Origin of the sequence: Bradyrhizobium sp. 4, from assembly GCF_023100905.1 — a bacterium.
Classification (GTDB): Bacteria; Pseudomonadota; Alphaproteobacteria; order Rhizobiales; family Xanthobacteraceae; genus Bradyrhizobium.
In genome coordinates this window covers 5277574-5297253 of record NZ_CP064686.1, presented here as the reverse complement: position 1 = coordinate 5297253, position 19680 = coordinate 5277574, and the positions used below count along the sequence as shown (strand labels likewise).

At 64.7% G+C, this 19680-nt stretch carries 18 protein-coding genes and 1 pseudogene; 14 read left to right on the top strand and 5 right to left on the bottom strand.

Going from position 1 to position 19680, the window contains the following annotated elements; genetic code table 11:
• Positions 1–2: 2 nt before the first annotated feature.
• Complete coding sequence (locus IVB45_RS25250) at positions 3–1223, top strand: glycosyltransferase family 4 protein (protein ID WP_247362647.1); 1221 nt, start codon at positions 3–5, stop codon at positions 1221–1223.
• A complete protein-coding gene (locus tag IVB45_RS25245; protein WP_027566829.1) occupies positions 1220–2167 on the top strand; it encodes an NAD-dependent epimerase/dehydratase family protein in 948 nt (315 codons plus the stop codon). Before IVB45_RS25250 ends, IVB45_RS25245 begins: the two co-directional genes overlap by 4 nt.
• Here IVB45_RS25245 and IVB45_RS25240 read toward each other — a convergent pair.
• The 3 genes from IVB45_RS25240 to IVB45_RS25230 all read right to left on the bottom strand — a co-directional run bounded on the left by IVB45_RS25240 (position 2155) and on the right by IVB45_RS25230 (position 4478).
• Positions 2155–3174: a glycosyltransferase family 4 protein gene (locus IVB45_RS25240; protein WP_247362646.1), complete on the bottom strand. Its 1020-nt coding sequence runs from the start codon at positions 3172–3174 to the stop codon at positions 2155–2157. The two genes, IVB45_RS25245 and IVB45_RS25240, sit on opposite strands and share 13 nt — an antisense overlap.
• Entirely contained in the window at positions 3171–4130 is a 960-nt protein-coding gene (locus tag IVB45_RS25235) for a lysylphosphatidylglycerol synthase transmembrane domain-containing protein (RefSeq protein WP_027566831.1), read from the bottom strand. The genes IVB45_RS25240 and IVB45_RS25235 overlap by 4 nt, the downstream gene beginning before the upstream one ends.
• A 150-nt stretch (positions 4131–4280) precedes the next feature.
• On the bottom strand, positions 4281–4478 hold the full coding sequence (locus tag IVB45_RS25230) for a hypothetical protein (protein WP_247362645.1): 198 nt from the start codon (positions 4476–4478) through the stop codon (positions 4281–4283).
• On the opposite strand from IVB45_RS25230, the pseudogene IVB45_RS25225 reads away from it, so the two are divergent.
• The 9 genes and pseudogenes from IVB45_RS25225 to IVB45_RS25185 form a co-directional block, all read left to right on the top strand.
• Positions 4398–4653, top strand: a pseudogene (locus tag IVB45_RS25225) (UDP-glucuronate 5-epimerase); the annotation flags it as partial. The gene IVB45_RS25230 and the pseudogene IVB45_RS25225 overlap by 81 nt on opposite strands.
• 7 nt (positions 4654–4660) lie before the next feature.
• Complete coding sequence (locus IVB45_RS25220; RefSeq protein WP_247362643.1) at positions 4661–6073, top strand: mannose-1-phosphate guanylyltransferase/mannose-6-phosphate isomerase; 1413 nt, start codon at positions 4661–4663, stop codon at positions 6071–6073.
• Positions 6074–6257: 184 nt separating this feature from the next.
• Positions 6258–7262 (top strand): Gfo/Idh/MocA family oxidoreductase, encoded by a 1005-nt coding sequence (locus IVB45_RS25215; protein WP_247362642.1) that lies wholly within the window; start codon positions 6258–6260, stop codon positions 7260–7262.
• A 33-nt stretch (positions 7263–7295) separates the two neighbouring features.
• Positions 7296–8447: a DegT/DnrJ/EryC1/StrS family aminotransferase gene (locus tag IVB45_RS25210; protein ID WP_247287458.1), complete on the top strand. Its 1152-nt coding sequence runs from the start codon at positions 7296–7298 to the stop codon at positions 8445–8447.
• A gap of 43 nt (positions 8448–8490) precedes the next feature.
• Positions 8491–10017, top strand: coding sequence for a murein biosynthesis integral membrane protein MurJ (gene murJ / locus IVB45_RS25205; protein WP_247362641.1), 1527 nt, complete (start codon positions 8491–8493; stop codon positions 10015–10017).
• Positions 10018–10180: 163 nt separating this feature from the next.
• Entirely contained in the window at positions 10181–10597 is a 417-nt protein-coding gene (locus IVB45_RS25200; protein WP_247362640.1) for an SRPBCC family protein, read from the top strand.
• 841 nt (positions 10598–11438) lie between these two features.
• Complete coding sequence (locus IVB45_RS25195; RefSeq protein ID WP_247362638.1) at positions 11439–13748, top strand: xanthine dehydrogenase family protein molybdopterin-binding subunit; 2310 nt, start codon at positions 11439–11441, stop codon at positions 13746–13748.
• 121 nt (positions 13749–13869) lie between these two features.
• Positions 13870–14316: a cytochrome c gene (locus tag IVB45_RS25190; RefSeq protein ID WP_007602016.1), complete on the top strand. Its 447-nt coding sequence runs from the start codon at positions 13870–13872 to the stop codon at positions 14314–14316.
• A 284-nt stretch (positions 14317–14600) separates the two neighbouring features.
• Complete coding sequence (locus IVB45_RS25185) at positions 14601–15896, top strand: cystathionine gamma-synthase family protein (protein WP_247362637.1); 1296 nt, start codon at positions 14601–14603, stop codon at positions 15894–15896.
• A 77-nt stretch (positions 15897–15973) separates the two neighbouring features.
• On the opposite strand, the gene IVB45_RS25180 is transcribed toward IVB45_RS25185, so the two are convergent.
• Complete coding sequence (locus IVB45_RS25180; protein ID WP_027566840.1) at positions 15974–16390, bottom strand: CHRD domain-containing protein; 417 nt, start codon at positions 16388–16390, stop codon at positions 15974–15976.
• Positions 16391–16544: 154 nt separating this feature from the next.
• On the opposite strand from IVB45_RS25180, the gene IVB45_RS25175 reads away from it, so the two are divergent.
• Positions 16545–17474 (top strand): cytochrome c, encoded by a 930-nt coding sequence (locus IVB45_RS25175; protein WP_247362636.1) that lies wholly within the window; start codon positions 16545–16547, stop codon positions 17472–17474.
• A gap of 24 nt (positions 17475–17498) precedes the next feature.
• On the opposite strand, the gene IVB45_RS25170 is transcribed toward IVB45_RS25175, so the two are convergent.
• Entirely contained in the window at positions 17499–17744 is a 246-nt protein-coding gene (locus IVB45_RS25170) for an Lrp/AsnC family transcriptional regulator (protein WP_007602021.1), read from the bottom strand.
• A 129-nt stretch (positions 17745–17873) separates the two neighbouring features.
• Between IVB45_RS25170 and thiD the strand changes: the two genes are divergently transcribed.
• Positions 17874–18674, top strand: coding sequence for a bifunctional hydroxymethylpyrimidine kinase/phosphomethylpyrimidine kinase (gene thiD / locus IVB45_RS25165; RefSeq protein WP_247362635.1), 801 nt, complete (start codon positions 17874–17876; stop codon positions 18672–18674).
• A gap of 184 nt (positions 18675–18858) precedes the next feature.
• Complete coding sequence (locus IVB45_RS25160; protein ID WP_247287409.1) at positions 18859–19671, top strand: UDP-2,3-diacylglucosamine diphosphatase; 813 nt, start codon at positions 18859–18861, stop codon at positions 19669–19671.
• The last annotated feature ends 9 nt before the right edge of the window (positions 19672–19680 follow it).

The window sequence follows — 19680 nt, the reverse complement described above, 5'->3', positions numbered from 1 at the left end:
TCATGCAGCCTCGAGGCAAGATCGTCGTGGCGAGCCAGCACTACCCGCCTGATCCGAGCACGACGGCGGCGATCATGGCCGAGATCGCCTGCCGCATTGCGGGGGATCACGAGGTCGTGGTGCTGTCGGGCTCATCAGGCGCGTTGCCGGCCTCGCAGACCGGCCCGGGCAAGCCGCGGGTCGTCGCCGTCAAGAACCGCATGGCGGGCAAGGCGGCGCTGGTGCGGCGCGGCGCCTCCGAGCTGCTGTTCGCGGTGCGCACGTTCCTGGCGTTGACACGGGAGTTGAGGCGAGGCGACGTCGTGCTCACCGTCACCGCACCGTTCATGCTGCCTTACGCAGTTGCGGCGGCGGCGAGGCTGAAGGGCGCGCGCTCGGCGCTGATCATGCACGACCTCTTCCCGGACGTGCTGGTGATGGCGGGCCTGCTGAAGCCCGGTTCGATCATCACCATGACGATGCGCGCCGCCAACGGCCTGATGTTCCGCGCGCTCAATGCCGTCATCACCATCGGCCGCGATGCGGAACGGCCGCTGCTGAGCTATTCCGGCATGACGCGGAACAAGATCCGCTTCATCCCGAACTGGGCGACGCTCGTGGCCGCACCCCGGCCGGTGACGACGGATAATCCGTTCCGCAAAGCGCTCTCCGCGGGTTTCGTTGTCGGCCTGTCGGGCAATCTCGGCTTCACCCATGATCCGGAGATCGTGTTCGAGGCGGCGCGTCTTTTGAGGGCCGAGCCTGACATCCACTTCCTGCTCTCCGGCTGGGGCATCGGCTTCGAGCGATTGAAGCAGTTGCAGGCGGAGGCGAACTTGCCCAATGTCTCCTTCGTGAGACGGGTCGAGGATGCCGAGCTCGAACCATTCCTGGCGGCTGCCAATCTCTGGATCATTCCGTACCGGAAGGACGTTGCGGGGGTGTCGGTGCCGAGCCGGTTCTACAATCTGCTGGCGGTCGGCCGTCCCGTGGTGCTGGTCTCCGAACCGGAGGCCGAGGCCGCGTTGACCGTGGTGGAGAACGGGCTGGGCTGGGTCGTGACACCGGGCCGCGCCGATCAACTGGCCGAGGCGATCCGCGCGGCGTCTCGCTCCGACGGTGTCGCCTTTGCGGAGCGCGCGGTGAAGGCGGCGGCGAAGTTCGATCGCGTCACCGCGATGAACGCCTATGCGGCCCTGGCCGACGAATTGTTGCGCAACCCCGAACTGCCGGAGCAACGATGAACGAGCGCAAGCCAGTCGTGCTGGTGACGGGGGCGAGCGGTTTCGTCGGCCGTCACGTCGTGCCCGCACTGGCGCGCGAGGGATGGTCGATCCGCCGCGCGGTCCGCAAACCGGAAGGCATGGACGACGAGGTCGTGATCGAAACGATCGGCCCCGAAACCGACTGGCAGGCCGCGCTTCAAGGCGTCGACGCCGTCGTTCATCTCGCCGCACGGGTGCATCACAAGCACGAAGAGCATGCGGTCCAGCTCTACCGCAACGTCAACATTGCCGGCACGCTGCACCTGGCGCGCAGCGCCGCGACGGCCGGCGTGCGGCAGTTCATTTTCATCAGCACCGTTCTCGTGCACGGTCGCAGCAATGAGGGCCGCGGGCCGTTCAGCGAGGACGATGTCCTGACGCCGCGCGGTCTCTACGGCATGTCCAAGGCCGCGGCCGAAGCGGGCTTGAAGACGCTGGCGCGCGACAGCGCCATGAAGGTCTCGGTGATCAGGCCGCCGCTGGTCTATGGTGCGGGCGCCAAGGGCAATTTCGCGCTGCTGACGCGTGCAGTGAACCTCGGGCTGCCGCTGCCCTTTGCCGCGATCCGCAACCACCGCGCCTTCCTTGCCGTGCAGAACCTGTCGTCGTTCATCCTGCGCCGGCTCTCTCATCCAGATCCCGCGAGCAATTTCGAGATCTTCCTGGTGGCCGACAGGGAGCAGGTCTCGACGCCCGAGTTCATCGAGCGGCTGGCCAAGGCTGCCGGCAAGAGCTCGCGGCTGTTCGGCATGCCGCCGGACCTGCTCGGGACGTTGCTGAGCCTGTTGGGCCGGCAGGATACGCATGACAGCCTGATCGGCTCGCTCGAGCTCAACCTCGCCAAGGCGACCGCGACCGGGTGGCAGCCGCCGGTGTCTCTCGACGAGGGGCTGCGGCTGGCGCTGGTGGCTCAGGACGCCTGAGGGCGGGAGAACCGCCGCAGCACGATGCCGATCGCGATTGCGCCCGCCGACAGCGCGGTCAGCGTGATCGTCATCGAGCCGGCGCGAGCGGTGACGATGGCAAGTCCCGCGAGCACGAGATTGAGCGCGAACACCTCCCCGATCACGCGGGAGACCGTGAAGCCATGGTCGGTGGCACGCTGGTAGAAATGAGAGCGATGCGCCGACCAGAATTGCTCGCGCCTTGCGATGCGCCGAAACAGCGTGATGGTCGAATCCACGAGGTAATAGGCCGGCAGCAACAGCGCCGCGGCGGGCTGCCCGCGCCAGGCGAGCTCGAGCAGGCACCAGCCGAGCAAAAGGCCGATCGGCAGGCTGCCGACATCGCCCAGGAAGACTTTCGCGACCGGCTTGTTGAACGGCGCAAAGCCGAGCATGGCGCCGCACAGCGCCGCGGCGATCAGCGCGGCCGGCCACGACAAATCGCCGAGCAGTCCCAGCAGCAGCAGCGCGGCGGTGACGGGCACCACTTCCGCCACCGTCATCAGGTCGAGCCCGTCCATGAAATTGACGAGGTTTACGAACCACACGCCCGCCAGCAGGATGAGTCCGCGCTCCAGCGCGAGCGGCAGCGCCGGCACGATGCGCGCGGTCTCGGGCGTGGTGAACACGACGGCGCCGACAGCTGCGGCCTGCAGCACGAGGCGCACGAGCACCGGCAGCGACTTGATGTCGTCGGCAAATCCGACCACGGCGATCAAGACCGTTGCAGCGATCAGTGCCGGCGGAATCGCGATGTTCGCCCAGGCTGCCCAGGCTGATGCGACCAGCAGCGTCGCTGATATCACGGCGATGCCCGCACCCTGCGGGGTCGGGATGCGATGAGAGGACCGCGCGTTGGGCCGCGCCAATGCGTAACGCTGGAGCAGGGGACGGCTGGTCCAGGTGATGACGCCCGACACCAGCGCGGCAATCGCAACGGCAAGCAGCGAGGGTACGGCGCCGAGCGCGTCAACGGCCGCGTTCACTCCGGTACCCCGAGCGGCGCCGATCCCTGCGCGGCTTTCTCCGCGCTGAGGATCCAGACCAGGCCGCCGATCGCGCCGACGATGAAGTACACGGCGCCGAACAGCAGCGAGACGTTGACCCCCTCGTTGGCGGCCAGCCCCGCGAAGCCGAACGCGAGGCTCATGGTGGCTTCACGCACGCCCCAGCCGGCGATCGAGATCGGCATCATCGTGATCAGCATCACCGGCGGCACCAGCATAAAGACGTCGCTGAAGCCGACCGGCGCCGCGATCGACTGCACGACGCACCAGGCGACCACGACGGCCAGCACATGCACGGCGAGCGACAGGATCACGACGGCTGGTCCGCGCGAGCGGCTGAAGATCACGCGGTTGGCGATCACGGCACAGGCGTGGATGTGATGCGTGGCCCACCAGGTTCTCAGCCAGTGCCATTTCAGCGCGCCGAAGACCAGGAAGCCGAGACCACCCGCGAGCGCCGCGAGGTCGACGAGCAGCAGCGCCGAGCGTCCGTGTGGATCGGCGATGAGGCTGTAGCTCCAGGGCAGGCTCGCGACGATCATGATCGCGAGCGCGATCAAACCGATCGCGCGATCGACGAAGATCGAGTAGGTCGCAGCGCGCCAGCCGGCGCCGGCGCGCGCGACGAGCCACAACCGGACCGCATCGCCGCCGATCGCCGAGGGCAGGGTCTGGTTGAAGAACGATCCGATCACGTTGTAGCGCATGGCCCGGCCGAGCTCGAGCGGGGCGCCGCATGCGGCGCTGACCTCGCGCCAGCGCAACACGCCGACGAAGATTTGCAGGAACGTGACGGCGATCGCCAAGCCGATCCAGAACAGGCTGGTCACGGTGAAGCGCGAAAACAGTTCGGACAGATCGACCTTGCGCAGCGCCAGGTAGAGCAGCGCTCCGGAAATCAGGATCTTGGCCGTCGACAGCAGGATTCGGCGCATTTCGCCCGCATGAACAAGGGTTGAAGCAACCCGACGCAAGGCGCCGAATTCGGCCGCTTTGGTATGGTTTTGGCGTCGATCTTGCAATAGCGGTGATCGAGAGCCCTCATGCAGGGCAGCGGAGCTATTGCGACCCCGTCGATGCGGAGGCTAAAGAGGCGCCGCGGGCGAAAGACCGAGCACGGATCGGGCGAAGCAGACCTTGGGAACAGGATGAGGGATCAGGCGATTTTGGTCACGGGCGCCGCCGATTTCATCGGCTTGATGCCCGCCGATGACCCGGCTGCCGCAAATGCGCCGTCTAAGGTCTACAATGTCGGCAACCACCATCCGGAAGAGCTGATGCATGTCGTCGGATTCTGGAGCAGGGACGGCGATCAAAGAATTGCTGCCGAGAGACCTTTTGGAAACGTTCGCGGATGTCGAGGATCTGATGCGCGACACCGGCTTTGCACCGTCAACGCCGATCGCACACGGAATTCGTAATTTTGTCACCTGGTATCGGAACGAGTTCAAGGTTTGAAATGACGATGGACAAACGCATTATCCCCCTGATCATGTGCGGCGGTGCCGGAACGCGGCTGTGGCCGGCTTCGCGCGAGGTGCGCCCCAAGCAATTCCTGCCGTTGTTCGGCACCCGCTCGACCTTCCAGGACACGCTGCTCCGCGTCTCGGAGGCCTCGCTGTTCGATCGCCCGATCGTCATCACCAATGCCTCCTACCGCTTCATGGTGCTGGAGCAGCTCGCGGAAATCGGCATCGAGGCCGACGTGATCCTCGAGCCGATGCGGCGCGATTCCGGCCCGGCGATCGCAGCCGGTGCGGTGTTCGCGCAGAACCGCGCGAGTGAAGCGATCGTGCTCGCGCTCGCCGCCGACCACGTGGTGCAGGACAATGCGGCCTTCGTCGCGGCGTGCCGCCAGGGCCTCACCGCCGCGAGTGCCGGGCGCATCGTCACCTTCGGCGTCAAGCCGGAGCGACCGGCGACCGAATACGGCTATATCAGCCCGGGCGAGGTCATCTCCGGCGAGGTGCACGCGGTCGCGCGCTTCGTCGAGAAGCCGGATGCGGTGAAGGCCGCCGACTACGTCAATTCCGGCTATCTCTGGAACAGCGGCAACTTCATGTTCCCCGCCACTGTGTTGCTCGACGAATACCGCAAGGTCGATGCGGCGAGCGTGGAGGCGATTTCCAATGCTGTCACCAATGCCGGCCGCGATCTCGGCTTCGTGACGCTGGAGCCCGAGGCGTTCGGCGCGGCCAAGGCGATCTCCATCGACTATGCGGTGATGGAGAAGACCGCGCGCGCCGCTGTGGTGCCGGTGTCCTGCGGCTGGTCCGATGTCGGCTCCTGGCACGCGGTGTGGGAATTGTCGGACAAGGACGCGCAAGGCAATGCTTCGCATGGCGCCGCCGTGTTCGAGGATTCCCGCAACTGCAACGTCACCACCGATGCCGCGCTCGTCGCGCTCGAAGGCGTCGACGATCTCATCGTGGTGGCGACCGCGGACGCAGTGCTGGTCTCGCGCCAGAAGGATGCCAACGGGTTCAAGCGGCTGGTTACAAAACTCAAGGCGGTCGCGCCGAAAGTCACCGAGGAGCACCTCAAGGTGCATCGGCCCTGGGGCAGCTACCAGTCGGTCGACAATGGCGAGCGCCACCAGGTCAAGCGCATCGTGGTGAAGCCGGGCGGACGTCTGTCGCTGCAGAAGCACCATCATCGCGCCGAGCACTGGATCGTGGTCCGCGGCACAGCCCGCGTCACCGTCAACGAGACCGTCAAAAGCGTGCACGAGAACGAGTCGATCTACATCCCGATGGGCGCGGTGCACCGGATGGAGAACCCCGGTAAAATCATGCTGGAGCTGATCGAGGTCCAGACGGGAAGCTATCTCGGGGAAGACGACATCATCCGGATTGAAGACGACTACCAAAGGTCGTAACCAGCACACTCCGAATCATGCGACCCGGGCCAAAAGAGTGGTCTCTTTCAGAGGCTTAAGGCCCGGGAAACGTGTAACTTTTTGAATCAAATCGTGTCCGGACCGCTAGCTCCGCATTCGCCACAAATGTGGCGTCCGTGCTAGAAGCGCCCCGGGGATCTGCGTTGAATCGGGGTTTGCTCAAATGAGTTCCACAGGATCGGCACCGGCAAAGGCCGGCTTGCGCGTCGGCGTCATTGGCGCCGGCGTGATGGGCAGCAACCACGCGCGCGTGCTCGCGGGTCTTCCCGGCGTCAACCTCGTCGGCGTCGTCGATCCTTCGCCGGCACATCGCACCCGGGCGATGGAGCTTGCCAATTGCGCGAGCTTCGAGACGCTCGAACAGCTGCTGGCCGAAGGCGTCGATGCCGTCACCATCGCGGCGCCGACCCATCTGCATCACGAGGTCTCGCTCGCCTGCATCGCCAAGAACATCCACGTGATGGTCGAGAAGCCGATTGCCTCCACAGTCGCGGAAGGCCGCGAGATCGTCACTGCGGCTCAAAAGGCCGGCGTGACGCTGATGGTCGGCCATGTCGAGCGCTTCAATCCGGCGGTCGCCGCCGTCAAGCAGGCGATCGCGGGCGAGGATATTCTGTCGATCGCGATCACGCGCGTCGGCCCGTTTCCGCCGCGCATGTCCAATGTCGGCGTCGTCATCGATCTCGCAGTGCACGACATCGATCTGATCCGCTGGTTCACCGAGTCCGACATCGTCGAGGTGCAGCCGCAATTGTCGAGTGCGGTCGCCGAGCGCGAGGACATCGCGCTCTTGCAGTTCCGCACCGCCAACGGCGTGCTCGCGCACATCAACACCAACTGGCTGACGCCGTTCAAGGCGCGTAGCGTCACGGTCGCGACCCGCGGCAAATACGTGATGGGCGATCTCTTGACGCGCCAGGTCACCGAATGTTTCGGCTTCAAGCCTGACGGCAGCTATTCGATGCGGCATCTTCCGGTCGGCCATGACGAGCCGCTCCGCGCCGAGCTGATCGCGTTCCTCAAGGCCGTGCGCAACGGCGAGACGCCGGCGGTCACCGGCGACGAAGGTGTCGCCAGCCTCGAGATCGCGACGCAGTGCCTGGAAACGCCGTCGCGGCCCGCGGCCACGTCCTCGGCCCGCAAGGGTCCGCGCCGCGTTGCCGGTTGAACTCTTTCCATGTCGACTAGCCAAGAAGGCGCCATGAACCAGCATCTGCGTTCCGAACCCATTCCCTTCATCGACGTCGCCTCGCAGCGCCGCCGGCTCGGCGACTCGCTCGATGCTGCCGTGAAGCGGGTTCTCGACCATTGTCAGTTCGTCAACGGCCCTGAAGTCGCCGAGCTCGAGAAGCAGCTTGCGGCATATTGCGGCGCCAAGCATGTGATCGGCTGCGCCAGCGGCACCGATGCGATCCTGATGGTGATGATGGCGAAGAATGTTGGGCCCGGCGACGCCGTGCTGTGTCCGTCCTTCACCTTCATCGCGACGGCTTCGCCGGTGGCGCGGACCGGCGCGACGCCGGTTTATGTCGACGTTGACGAAGCCACCTTCAACATGAGCCCGGAATCGCTCAAGCGCGGCATCGCGACCGCCCGCAAGGCCGGCCTCAAGCCGGTCGCGATCATTCCGGTCGATTTGTTCGGCCAGCCGGCCGATCACGATGCCATCGCCGAGATCGCCAAGGCTGAAGGCCTGTTCGTGCTCGACGACGCAGCGCAGGGTTTTGGCGCGAGCTACAAGGGCCGCAAGCTCGGCACGTTGGCACTCGCCACCGCGACCAGCTTCTTTCCCGCAAAACCGCTCGGCTGCTTCGGCGACGGCGGCGCGATCTTTACCGATGACGACGAGCTCGCGGCGACGCTGCGCAGCATCCGCGTGCACGGGCAGGGCGTGGACAAATACGACAACGTCCGCCTCGGCCTGACCGGCCGGCTCGATACCATGCAGGCCGCGATCCTGATCGAGAAGCTGAAGATCTTCGACGACGAGATCGCCGCCCGCAACAAGGTCGCCGAGCGCTACGCGCGCGGTCTCAGCAATGTGGTCACCGTGCCGCGCGTTGCTCCCGGCAACACCTCGGTCTGGGCGCAGTACACGATCCGCCTCCCTGAGGGCACCGACCGCGACGGCTTTGCCGCCGCGCTGAAGGCCCAGGGCGTGCCGACGGCGATCTATTACGGCAAGTCGATGCATCAGCAGACGGCCTACAAGCAGTACCCGGTGGCCGAGGGCGGCCTGCCGGGCTGCGAGAGCCTGTCGCAGGACGTCATCAGCCTGCCGATGCACGCGTACCTGACCGAAGCCGATCAGGAGCGAATCATCGCGGCCGTGCGCGGCGCGCTTTCAACCTGAATTCGCCGTTTTGCTGCGCGAGCTCTTCCTTTAGAAGGGAACGATGCTCGGACGTATCTTCACGGTTGGTGGTTACACGCTGCTCTCGCGGCTGACGGGATTTGCCCGCGACATCATGCTTGCGGCGATTCTCGGCGCCGGCCCCGTGGCCGACGCCTTTTTCGTGGCGCTGCGGCTGCCCAACCATTTCCGTGCGATCTTTGCCGAGGGCGCCTTCAACGCGGCCTGGGTGCCGGCCTATGCGCACGTCCATGGCGAGCGCGGGGAGGGGGCGGCAAGATTGTTCGCCGACCGCATCTTCACGCTGCTGCTGGCCTCGCAGGTGGTGCTGCTGATCGTCGCCTGGCTGTTCATGCCGCAAGCCATGAGCCTTCTGGCCCCCGGCTTTTCCGAGGACGCCGAGCAGCGCAAGCTCGCGATCGAGCTGACCCGGATCACCTTTCCCTATCTGCTGCTGATCACGCTGGTGACGCTCTATGGCGGCATGCTCAACGTGATGCAGCGCTTCGCGAGCGCCGCAGCCGCGTCGATCTTCCTCAACGTCTCGATGATGATGACGCTGGCGCTTGCCGCCTGGTTTCCCAGCGCGGGCCACGCCGCCGCCTGGGGCGTCCTGATCTCCGGCTTTTTGCAGTATTTCTTGCTCGCCGGCGATCTCGCCCGCCACGGCGGCCTGCCGCGCTTTGCGCCACTCAAGCTCGACGAAGACGTCCGCGCATTCTTTAGGGCACTCGGGCCTGCGACGCTGGGCTCGATGGGCACGCAGCTGGCGCTGTTTGCCGACACCATCATCGCGACCTTCCTGCCTGCGGGCGCGCTGTCGGCGCTGTATTACGCCGACCGCCTCAACCAGCTCCCGATCGGCGTGATCGGCATTGCCATCGGCACGGTGCTGCTGCCGGAGATGTCGCGGCGGATCACGGCCAACGACCATGACGGCGCGATGAAGGCGCAGCGCCGCGCCTTCGATTTCACGCTGTTGTTCTCGGTGCCGTTCGTCGCCGCCTTCCTCACTGTGCCCGACGCGATCATGCGCGCACTGTTCGCTCGCGGTGCGTTCTCGAAAGCCGATGCCGCCGCCGCCGGCGCCACGCTCGCGGCCTATGCCATCGGCCTGATCCCCTTCGTGTTGATCCGCAGCGCGGTCGCGACCTTCTATGCGCGCAAGGACACGGCAACGCCGGTTCGCGCCTCCCTGACCGGCATCGCGGTCAACGTCGCGCTCAAGGTCGCCTTGATGGGATCGTTGGCCCAGATCGGGCTTGCGCTGGCCACTGCCGTCGGCGTGTGGACCAACCTGCTGCTGGTGCTGTTCTTCGCGGTGCGGCGAGGCTTTCTCGTGCCGGACCGCGCCTGGCTGTTGTCGCTCGCCAAATTCCTGCTGACCGGGATCATCCTGGCGGCAGCCTTCTGGCTCATCGCGCGCTTTGGCGGTCCTTCGTTGGGCGCGATGCCCTTCCGGGACGAATTGACGCTGCTTCTGCTGGCCGTCGGGGGCACGATCGTCTATGCGCTCGCCATCCTCGCCCTGTTCGGCCGCCGCTGGCTGGTCTCGCTGGTGAGGGGCTAGATTTTTCATATTTTCAATGCATTGACGGCTCGACCTTGTCGGCATGGGCCAGTCTCGATCGTCCTTGGATCGACACATCTCGGAAGTGCGGCGGATGGACCCCGCACAATTGACGTGATGCCGTCACCTTGAGCCGGCAAAAATCGAACCAGGAGCACTGTTTATGAGGATCACCGTCGAAACCAACGTAGCAGCCCCCATCGATCAGGTCTGGCGCGCTTATACGACGCCGGCCGACATCATGAAGTGGAACGCCGCGTCCGACGACTGGCATACGACCAAGGCGACCGTCGACCTGCGAGAAGGCGGTATCTTCTCATCGCGCATGGAGGCCAAGGACGGCAGCATGGGCTTTGACTTCGCCGGTACCTACACGAAAATCATCGAGCATAAGCGGATCGAATACGCGTTCGGCGAGCGAAAAGCCGAAGTCGAGTTTGTGCCCGGCCCAAAGGGCATTCTCGTCCGCGTGGTCTTCGATGGCGAATCGACGCATTCGGTCGAGCAGCAGCAAGGCGGTTGGCAGGCAATCCTCGACAACTTCGCACGATACGTAGAAGCGAAGCAGACGAAGTCCTGAGGGCGTGTGTAGGGGCAAGAAAGCGCCAGGCTAAGGGACTCGCCTCCAGGATGCAGCGAACCTCTACACATCTCTTGATTTTGCGCGATTGCTGTGGTAATCGCAGCGCATGATCAAATCGTCGCGCAAACTCAACCGCAACCACATGACCCGCTTCGGCTGGGCCGTGGAAGGAGTCGTGCGCTAGGAATTCGACGACGACATCTTTTCACCAGGCCCCGCCGGCATCGGACGGGGCCTTTTGTTTGGCCACGCTTCCTGCCGGCACAACAGCAGGAGCGTGCGATGCCAGCTCAACAGACGAACATGACATCCGAGACCGAGAGGCTCCCTCTCGAACTTGCCTCGACGTGGAGCATCCCAGGCTTGCTCGCGCAATACTGGCGTGCGCTCCAGGACTGGCGCTGGCGGCAGGGTCCACACCTCGCCTTGCAGGACCTGAGTGACAGGGAGCTGATGGATATCGGCATAACGCGTGGCGAGGTCGACTACATCTCGCCGGAACGGGCTATCGATAGGCTGAGGGATCACGCCAGAGATCTATGGAGCCGCGGGGGGATGTAACTGATGAGCCATCCGAAGCGGAGATGCGCTTTGTGAGCAAGCAGCCGTCGGCACGGCTGCTTGTTCTCAGGCGTGCACTGCGGGCGGGTTCGGCAACTATCATGCCATCAAGTGGACCGATCCTCACAGCGAAATGACCGAGCTGCGGCGCTCCCGTTCCATCCTGCTCTGACAGGTGAGGGCGCTGGCCGGTTTTCGCATGGCTAAACCCGTTTGCCTTGCAAGTTTTTCCACGGCAATATGCCGGCAAAACAACCATGAGAAACGGGACGAGAAAATGGCGGCTCCCATCAAGTTCGGCGTTGGCCAAAGCGTGTTGCGCAAGGAGGATGACGCGCTCATCCGCGGCAAGGGCCGCTATACCGACGATTATGCGCCGCAGGCCGCGCTTCGCTGCCTGATGCTGCGCTCGCCGCATGCGCATGCCAAATACACCATCGATGCGAGCCGTGCCCGCACTCTCCCCGGCGTCGCGCTGATCCTGACCGCCGATGACGTTGGGGATCTTGGCAATCTGCCCTGCCTGTTCAATCTCGAGACAGATCCCTTCACCGGGCCGCCTTACCCGATCCTCGCCAAGGACGAGGTACGCCATGTCGGCGATTCCATCGCCTTCGTCGTTGCCGAGACCATCGACCAGGGCCGCGACGCGATCGAGGCGATCGAGGTCAAATGGAGCCCGCTGCCGGCGGTGACCGGGGTCATCAATGCCGTGAAGAAGGGCGCAGCCTTGGTCTGGCCGGACAAGCCCGGCAACGTCCTGTTCGACGTCTCGATCGGCGACAAGAAAGCGACCGAAGCGGCCTTTGCCAAAGCGCATGCGGTGGCCGAGATCTCGATCGTCAATCCGCGCGTCGTGGCGAACTTCATGGAGACGCGCGCGGCGGTGTGCGAATACGACGCCAAGCGCGACCATCTGACGCTGACGGTCGGCAGCCAAGGCAGCCATCGCCTGCGCGACATCCTCTGCCAGAACGTGCTCAACATCCCGACCGACAAGATGCGGGTGATCTGCCCCGACGTCGGCGGCGGCTTCGGCACAAAGCTGTTTCCCTATCGGGAATACGCCCTCCTGGCAGTCGCCGCACGAAAGCTGAAGAAGGCGGTGAAATGGGCGGCCGACCGCACCGAGCATTTCATGGGCGACGCGCAGGGCCGCGACAACGTCACCACCGCAAAAATGGCGCTGGCCGAGGACGGCAAGTTCCTCGCGATGGATTGCGACCTGATGGGCGACATGGGCGCGTACCTGTCGACCTTCGGGCCCTATATCCCGCATGGCGGCGCCGGCATGCTGCCGGGCCTCTACGACATCCAGGCGTTCCACTGCCGGGTGCGTACCATCTTCACCAACAGCGTGCCGGTCGATGCCTATCGCGGCGCCGGGCGGCCTGAGGCTGCTTACGTTATCGAACGCCTCGTGGACGCTTGCGCGCGAAAACTCGACATGACGGTGGATGCCATCCGCCGCAAGAATTTCATTCAGCCGAAGGCGCTGCCCTACAAGACCGCGACCGGCAAGGTCTACGATTCCGGCGACTTCGCCGCGCATCTGAAGCGCGCGATGGAGATCGCCGAGTGGAAGGAGTTTGGCAAGCGCGCCAAGGCGGCCAAGAAGAACGGCCTGATCCGCGGCATCGGACTTGCGAGCTATGTCGAGGTCTGCGGCACCATGGGCGAGGAGACCGCCAATGTGCGGATGGACCCCAATGGCGATATCACGGTCCTGATCGGGACCCAGTCGAGCGGGCAGGGCCACCAGACGGCCTATGCGCAGATCGTTGCCGAGCAGTTCGGCGTGGCGCCCGAGCGCGTGCACGTCCACCAGGGCGACACCGACATGATCGCCACCGGCCTCGGCACCGGCGGCTCGGCTTCGATCCCGTCGGGCGGCGTCAGCGTCGAGCGCGCGACCCGCGAACTCGGGCAGAAGCTGAAGGAAATCGCGGCCCAAGCGCTGGAAGCCAGCGCCAGCGACCTCGAGATCACCGACGGCATCGTGCGCATCGCCGGCACCGACCGTTCGATTTCGTTCGCCGATCTCGCCAAGCGACCCGGCGCGGATCCGTCGAAGCTCAATGCGAGCGCGACCTTTGCCAGCGCCGACGGCACCTATCCGAACGGCACCCATGTCGCGGAGGTCGAGATCGATCCGGCCACCGGCATCATCAAAATCGTCAACTACGTGATCGTCGACGATTTCGGCATGACGCTCAATCCGCTGCTGCTGGCCGGCCAGGTCCATGGCGGCGCCATGCAGGGCATCGGCCAGGCGTTGATGGAGCAGGTGGTCTATGGCGCGGGCGACGGCCAGCTCGTCACCGCGACCTTCATGGACTACGCGTTGCCGCGCGCGGCGGACGGGCCGGACTTCGTGTTCGAGACCGCCAACGTTCCCTGCAAGACCAATCCGCTGGGGGTGAAGGGCGCGGGCGAGGCCGGCGCGATCGGGTCCTGCCCGGCCATCGTCAACGCCATCGTCGACGGGCTCTGGCGCGAGTACAAGATCGACCACATCGACATGCCGGCGACCCCGGAGCGGGTGTGGATCGCCGTCAACGAGCACCATCGCCGTCACAGCCTGTGACAATCTTCCACGGGAATGAAGTCTGCCGAGCGGTGTTGGCCCCATTGAGGGGTCAGCACGATCGTGCAGCACGGCGATCCTGCATCAAGGCAATCCTGCATCAAGGAAAGGGACTTTGCGAATGAAGCGAGTGTTGGTTGTTGGGGGCGCGCTCCTGCTAGGTATGGGCGCGGTTTGGGCACAACAGGACTCCGTCAAGGAGGTCCAGACCCTGATGAAGGGCAATGGCAAGAACGCCGGCGCAGTGGCAGCGATGGTCAAGGGCGAGAAGCCCTACGACCAGGCCACGGTGGACAGCGCGCTGGCGCAGTTCGAGGATACCGCCAAGAAGCTGCCGAACCTGTTTCCGGCGAGCGCCAAGGGCATGAAGCCCGAGGGCGACTACAGCGCCTCGCCGAAGGTGTGGGAGGACAAGGCCGGCTTCGATGCCAAGGTCGCGAGCTTCGCCAAGGTCGTCGGCGAGGCCAAGGGCAAGATCAAGGATTTGGACTCGCTCAAGGCGAATTTCCCCGCGGTCGGCAAGGAATGCGGCGGCTGCCACGAGACGTTTCGCGTGAAGAACGGTTGACGGAAGAAAAGATTCGTAGCCCGGATTGCGCTGCGCTCCATCCGGCTACTGAGAATCGGGAAAAAGCGGTTGCGACAGCAGCCGCTTTTTTCATGTTGGCGCGCAGCACTGGAAATTCTGTCCGCAAGGCCTGACGGATCGCTGCCGGAGCAGCTATCTTGGCTCCAGCCGCCGCGGCATTGGCGTGAGCTTTTGACGCCGACGCATCTCGCTCCTGACGGCGTTGCGACATCAGGCGTTCCAACCCGCGGCGAGCAGCTCAATCAGCAACAGCGAGACAAGCCATGGTCAAACCGTTCCCGTCGAAGACGCACATCGGCAACCATATGCTGCATCCGGAAACGCTGATGCTGACCTATGGCTACGATCCGCAATTGTCGGAAGGCGCGGTCAAGCCGCCGGTGTTCCTGACCTCGACCTTCGTGTTCAAGACGGCCGAGGACGGGCAGGACTTCTTCGATTTCGTTTCCGGCCGGCGCGAGCCGCCGGAAGGGATGGGCGCGGGCCTGGTCTATTCGCGCTTCAATCACCCCAACAGCGAAATCGTCGAGGACAGGCTCGCGATTTACGAGCGCACCGAGAGCTGCGCGCTGTTCTCGTCGGGCATGGCGGCCATCGCGACCACGATCCTGGCGTTCGTCCGTCCCGGCGATGTCATTCTGCACTCCCAGCCGCTCTATGGCGGGACGGAAACCCTGCTGACGAATACGCTTGCGCGTCTGTCGATCGGCGCCGTCGGCTTCGCCGATGGCGTCGACGAAGCCGCGGTCAGCCAGGCCGCGGAAGAGGCCATGCGCAAGGGCCGGGTTTCGATGATCCTGATCGAAACCCCGGCCAACCCCACCAACGGGCTGGTCGACATCGCGATGATGCGCCGTGTCGCCGAGACAATCGGAAAGACCCAAGGCCATATTCCGATCATCGCCTGCGACAATACCCTGCTCGGGCCGGTGTTTCAGCGGCCGATCGAGCACGGCGCCGATATTTCCCTGTACTCGCTCACGAAATATGTCGGCGGTCATTCCGACCTGATCGCGGGCGCCGCGCTCGGTGCGAAGGCGGTGGTGAAAGGCATCAAGGCGCTGCGGGGCGCCATCGGCACCCAGCTCGATCCGCATTCCTGCTGGATGATCAACCGGTCGCTCGAGACGCTGAGCTTGCGCATGGAAAAGGCCGATGCGAATGCGCGCCTCGTGGCGGACTATCTGCGCGATCATCCCAAAGTGGCCAAGGTGCACTATCTCGGTCATCACGAGGCGGCGTCGCCGGACGGACTTGTGTTTGCGCGGCAATGCACAGGGGCGGGATCCACGTTCTCGTTCGACATCGTCGGCGGCAAGGCCGCGGCCATGAAATTCCTCAACGCGCTGCAGATCCTCAAGCTGGCGGTGAGCCTTGGTGGAACGGAGTCGCTTGCGAGCCTGCCTGCCACCATGACCCACTCCGGCGTCCCCGCCGACATCCGCCGCAAGATCGGCGTGCTCGATTCCACGATCCGGCTGTCGATCGGCATCGAACACCCGTCGGATTTGATCGCCGACCTCGCGCAGGCGCTGAACGCGGCCGAACCTGAGGTGTGACGCCCGCGCCAGCGCTACGGGAATCGAAAAGGGCGGCTGCGATGGCAGCCGCCCTTTTTTGCTGGTCTGTGCGAAGTTTACTTCGTCACCTGACCGCGGATCTCGCCGCCCGGATTGGCCGCGGTGTGGATGTTGACGTAGAGCTTGCCGCCGAGCAGATCGGCGGCCTGCGCGTCGGTCAATGTCGCCGAGCCCTCGACCGGGCTGGACGTCGCATTGGGAATCGCGACCGCGACGCCGGCGTTCTTGCCGGCCTCGGCGGGTCCGTGGAAATGCGCGGCGGTGGCTGGGCCGGACAGGCCGGAATAGGTGACCTTCCAGGACAGCTTCTTGCTGGCGGCGTCGTAATCCAGATCGGCCGTTCCAGTGCCGCTGCTGGTCGTTGCGGGGACCTCGGACTTGGCGTCGAGCGTTGCTTTCAGCTTTTCGGCGCTGGCCGAACCCGCAAAAGCAACGGCGCCAAGCACTGACATGGCAATGACGATCTTGTTCATGATTTTTCTCCCTGCTGAACCCGTTTGGGCTGCAAACTTCCAACAGCCGGCATTTCAGTTTATTCCCGTTCCAGGCCGCGGTGGGCTAAATTCTTCGTGGCTGGAGCCGCGAGGGCATCGGTCATAAGCTTCGCCGCGACGACGAAAGGACCGCATGTTGCGACGAACAACCTCCGTGGCGCTGCTCGCCGCACTCGCCGCAGCCGGCGTCTATTGGTGGCTCAGCGCGCCGGTGGTGGCGGCCGCCGGCACCGCGCCCGCCCGCGCCCCTGATCTTGCCAATGGCCAGGTGATATTTAACGCCGGCGGCTGCGCCTCATGCCATGCCGTCCCCGACCAGCCCGATCGTCTCAGGCTCGGCGGCGGCGTTGCGATCAAGTCGCCGTTCGGAACGTTCTATGCGCCGAACATCTCGTCCGACCCGACCGACGGCATCGGCAAATGGAGCGAGGCCGAATTCGTCAATGCTGTGATGCACGGGGTCTCCCCGGACGGGCAGCATTACTTTCCGGCCTTTCCCTACACGTCCTATCAGCATGCCAGGCGCGAGGACGTGCTCGATCTCTTTGCGTACCTGAAAACGCTGCCGGCCGTTGCAGGCAAGGTGCGCGATCACGACGTGCGCCTTCCGTTCAATATAAGGCGCAACGTCGGCATCTGGAAATTCTTATTTCTGGACGGCAAGCCCTTCGTCGCCGACAGCGCGAAGTCGCCGCAGTGGAATCGCGGCGCCTATCTCGTCAACAGCTTTGGCCATTGCGCGGAGTGCCACAGCCCACGCAACGCGCTTGGCGGCATCATCGCCGGACAACGCTTCGCCGGTGGGCCCAATCCGGAAGGCGAGGGATGGGTGCCCAACATCACCCAGAAGCGCCTCGGCGAGTGGAGCGCGAAGGATATTGCCTATTTCCTGAAGACCGGCGAATTGCCCGACGGCGACAGCGTCGGGGGCGCGATGACGCGGGTGATCAAGAACACCTCGCAATTGCCGGACGACGATCTCGCGGCGATGGCGGACTATCTCAAATCGCTGCCGCCGGTGGACGGTCCGCCGCGCCCCAAGCGCAAGGAGGGCGGCGCCTGATCAGGGCCGCCGTTTTCTCGACGGTCAACTCGCGCCAAACGCCTTGAAGGTGATGATGGTGAGGGTGTCCTGGATCCCGGGCAGCACCTGCACCTTCTCGTTGACGAAGTGGCCGATATCGGTGTCGTTGTCGACGTAGAATTTCACCAGCAGATCGTATTGACCGGCCGTGGAATAGATCTCGGAGGCGATCTCGGCTTCGGCAAGCGCATTGGCGACCACATAGGATTGGCCGAGCTTGCATTTGATCTGGACGAAAAAGGGAACCATCGCGGTCACTCCGAAAGCATATCTGGCGGCTAATAGGCCAAACCCGGCCGGATTTAGCAAGCGAACTTGCTGGACTGGGAGAGGCGCGCTAGGACGGGCCATGGCTTCGAAAACGCTGGAAATCGCCCTATGACGACGCCCGTAGCGCTGACCATTGCCGGCTCCGATTCGAGCGGCGGCGCCGGCATCCAGGCCGACCTGAAGACCTTTGCCGCGCTGGGCGTTTTTGGCGCGTCCGCCATCACGGCGCTGACCGCGCAGAACACCCGCGGCGTCACCGGCATTCACGCGGTGCCCGCCGAATTCGTCACCGCGCAGATCGACGCGGTGTTTTCCGATCTCGATGTCGGCGCGGTCAAAATCGGCATGGTGGCGCAAGCCGCCAGCATCGATGCGATCGCGGCCGCGCTGTCGCGCTGGGCGCCCAGGCATATCGTGCTCGATCCCGTGATGGTGGCGACATCGGGTGATCGCCTGCTCGCCTCCGAAGCGGTCGACGCCCTGCGCATCAAGCTGATGCCGCTGGCCTCGGTGATCACACCCAATCTGCCCGAGGCCGCGGCTCTGCTCGGCGAACCGGTCGCGGCCAGCGAGGCCGAAATCGAGAGCCAGGGGCGCCGGCTGCTGGCGCTCGGCTGCAGGGCGGTCCTGATCAAGGGCGGGCACGGCGAGGGCGCCGAGAGCATCGACTATCTCGTCGATGCCAGCACCACGATCGCGCTGGCCGCGCCGCGCGTTGCCACTCGCAACACCCATGGCACCGGCTGCTCGCTGTCCTCGGCGGTCGCCGCCGGGCTCGCCAGGGGCGAGGATCTTGAGCGCGCCGTGCGCAACGCCAAGGCCTGGATCAGCGCGGCGATCGCGGCCGCCGACCGCTTCAGCGTCGGCCACGGCCACGGCCCGATCCATCATTTCCACAAATTCTACTGACGCCGGTCGCGAGCGCGCCGCAGCTCCGGGTTCTTGCGGAGGCCGCTGCGACGCCATGTCGCCTGATTGTCGCATGCGACTGATATTCGCGGGGTGGGCGAGGCAAGCGCGATTCGTATCCGAAGGTGCCTCAAAGGTTCAATTGGTCATCCCCCTGTCACGGGACATTGTTACAGGCTGGCGCATGGGAAGTTACGATGTGAGTGACGAGAGCCCAGAGCGGCGCTTTCGCACGTTGTTCATCTCCGACGTTCATCTCGGAGCCCGCGGTTCACAAGCCGACCTTCTGCTCGACTTCCTGCGTTTCCATGATGCCGACACGATCTATCTCGTCGGCGATATCGTCGATGGCTGGGCGCTGAAATCGAGCTGGCATTGGCCGCAATCGCATAACGACCTCGTCCAGAAGCTTTTGCGCAAGGCGCGCAAGGGCGCCAAGGTCATCTACATCCCCGGCAATCACGACGAGTTCCTGCGCAATTATTACGGCACGCATTTCGGCGGCATCGACGTGGTCGAGAACACCGTCCACACCGGCGCGGACGGCAAGCGCTATCTCGTCATCCACGGCGACATCTTCGACCTCGTGGTGCAGAACGCACGCTGGCTCGCCCATCTCGGCGACAAGGCCTACGACTTCGCGATCCAGCTCAATCGCTTCGTCAACTTCTTCCGGCGCATGTTCAAGGTGCCCTATTGGTCGCTGTCGCAATGGGCCAAGCAGAAGGTCAAGAACGCCGTCAACTATATCGGCGCATTCGAGCAGGCGCTCGCCGCCGAGGCGCGGCGCCACGACGCCGACGGCGTGATCTGCGGCCACATCCATTACGCGGTGATCCGCGACGAGGGCGGCATCCGCTACATGAATTGCGGCGACTGGGTCGAGAGCTGCACGGCGCTGGTCGAGCACGACGACGGCCGTTTCGAGATCATCACCTGGGCGGACCAGGCCGAGAAGCCGGCGCAGGTCCCGCAGGTTGCAGCCAGAGCTGCATGACAAAGGCAG

Bases quoted from the DNA above. Each gene is read 5' to 3' on its own strand.
- IVB45_RS25180 (WP_027566840.1), bottom strand. From the start codon at position 16,390: ATGAACAAGATCGTCATTGCCATGTCAGTGCTTGGCGCCGTTGCTTTT.
- IVB45_RS25245 (WP_027566829.1), top strand. From the start codon at position 1,220: ATGAACGAGCGCAAGCCAGTCGTGCTGGTGACGGGGGCGAGCGGTTTC.
- thiD (WP_247362635.1), top strand. From the start codon at position 17,874: ATGACGACGCCCGTAGCGCTGACCATTGCCGGCTCCGATTCGAGCGGC.
- IVB45_RS25160 (WP_247287409.1), top strand. From the start codon at position 18,859: ATGGGAAGTTACGATGTGAGTGACGAGAGCCCAGAGCGGCGCTTTCGC.
- IVB45_RS25170 (WP_007602021.1), bottom strand. From the start codon at position 17,744: ATGGTTCCCTTTTTCGTCCAGATCAAATGCAAGCTCGGCCAATCCTAT.
- IVB45_RS25195 (WP_247362638.1), top strand. From the start codon at position 11,439: ATGGCGGCTCCCATCAAGTTCGGCGTTGGCCAAAGCGTGTTGCGCAAG.
- IVB45_RS25185 (WP_247362637.1), top strand. From the start codon at position 14,601: ATGGTCAAACCGTTCCCGTCGAAGACGCACATCGGCAACCATATGCTG.
- IVB45_RS25230 (WP_247362645.1), bottom strand. From the start codon at position 4,478: ATGCATCAGCTCTTCCGGATGGTGGTTGCCGACATTGTAGACCTTAGA.
- IVB45_RS25210 (WP_247287458.1), top strand. From the start codon at position 7,296: ATGAACCAGCATCTGCGTTCCGAACCCATTCCCTTCATCGACGTCGCC.
- IVB45_RS25215 (WP_247362642.1), top strand. From the start codon at position 6,258: ATGAGTTCCACAGGATCGGCACCGGCAAAGGCCGGCTTGCGCGTCGGC.
- murJ (WP_247362641.1), top strand. From the start codon at position 8,491: ATGCTCGGACGTATCTTCACGGTTGGTGGTTACACGCTGCTCTCGCGG.
- IVB45_RS25235 (WP_027566831.1), bottom strand. From the start codon at position 4,130: ATGCGCCGAATCCTGCTGTCGACGGCCAAGATCCTGATTTCCGGAGCG.
- IVB45_RS25250 (WP_247362647.1), top strand. From the start codon at position 3: ATGCAGCCTCGAGGCAAGATCGTCGTGGCGAGCCAGCACTACCCGCCT.
- IVB45_RS25190 (WP_007602016.1), top strand. From the start codon at position 13,870: ATGAAGCGAGTGTTGGTTGTTGGGGGCGCGCTCCTGCTAGGTATGGGC.
- IVB45_RS25220 (WP_247362643.1), top strand. From the start codon at position 4,661: ATGGACAAACGCATTATCCCCCTGATCATGTGCGGCGGTGCCGGAACG.
- IVB45_RS25200 (WP_247362640.1), top strand. From the start codon at position 10,181: ATGAGGATCACCGTCGAAACCAACGTAGCAGCCCCCATCGATCAGGTC.
- IVB45_RS25175 (WP_247362636.1), top strand. From the start codon at position 16,545: ATGTTGCGACGAACAACCTCCGTGGCGCTGCTCGCCGCACTCGCCGCA.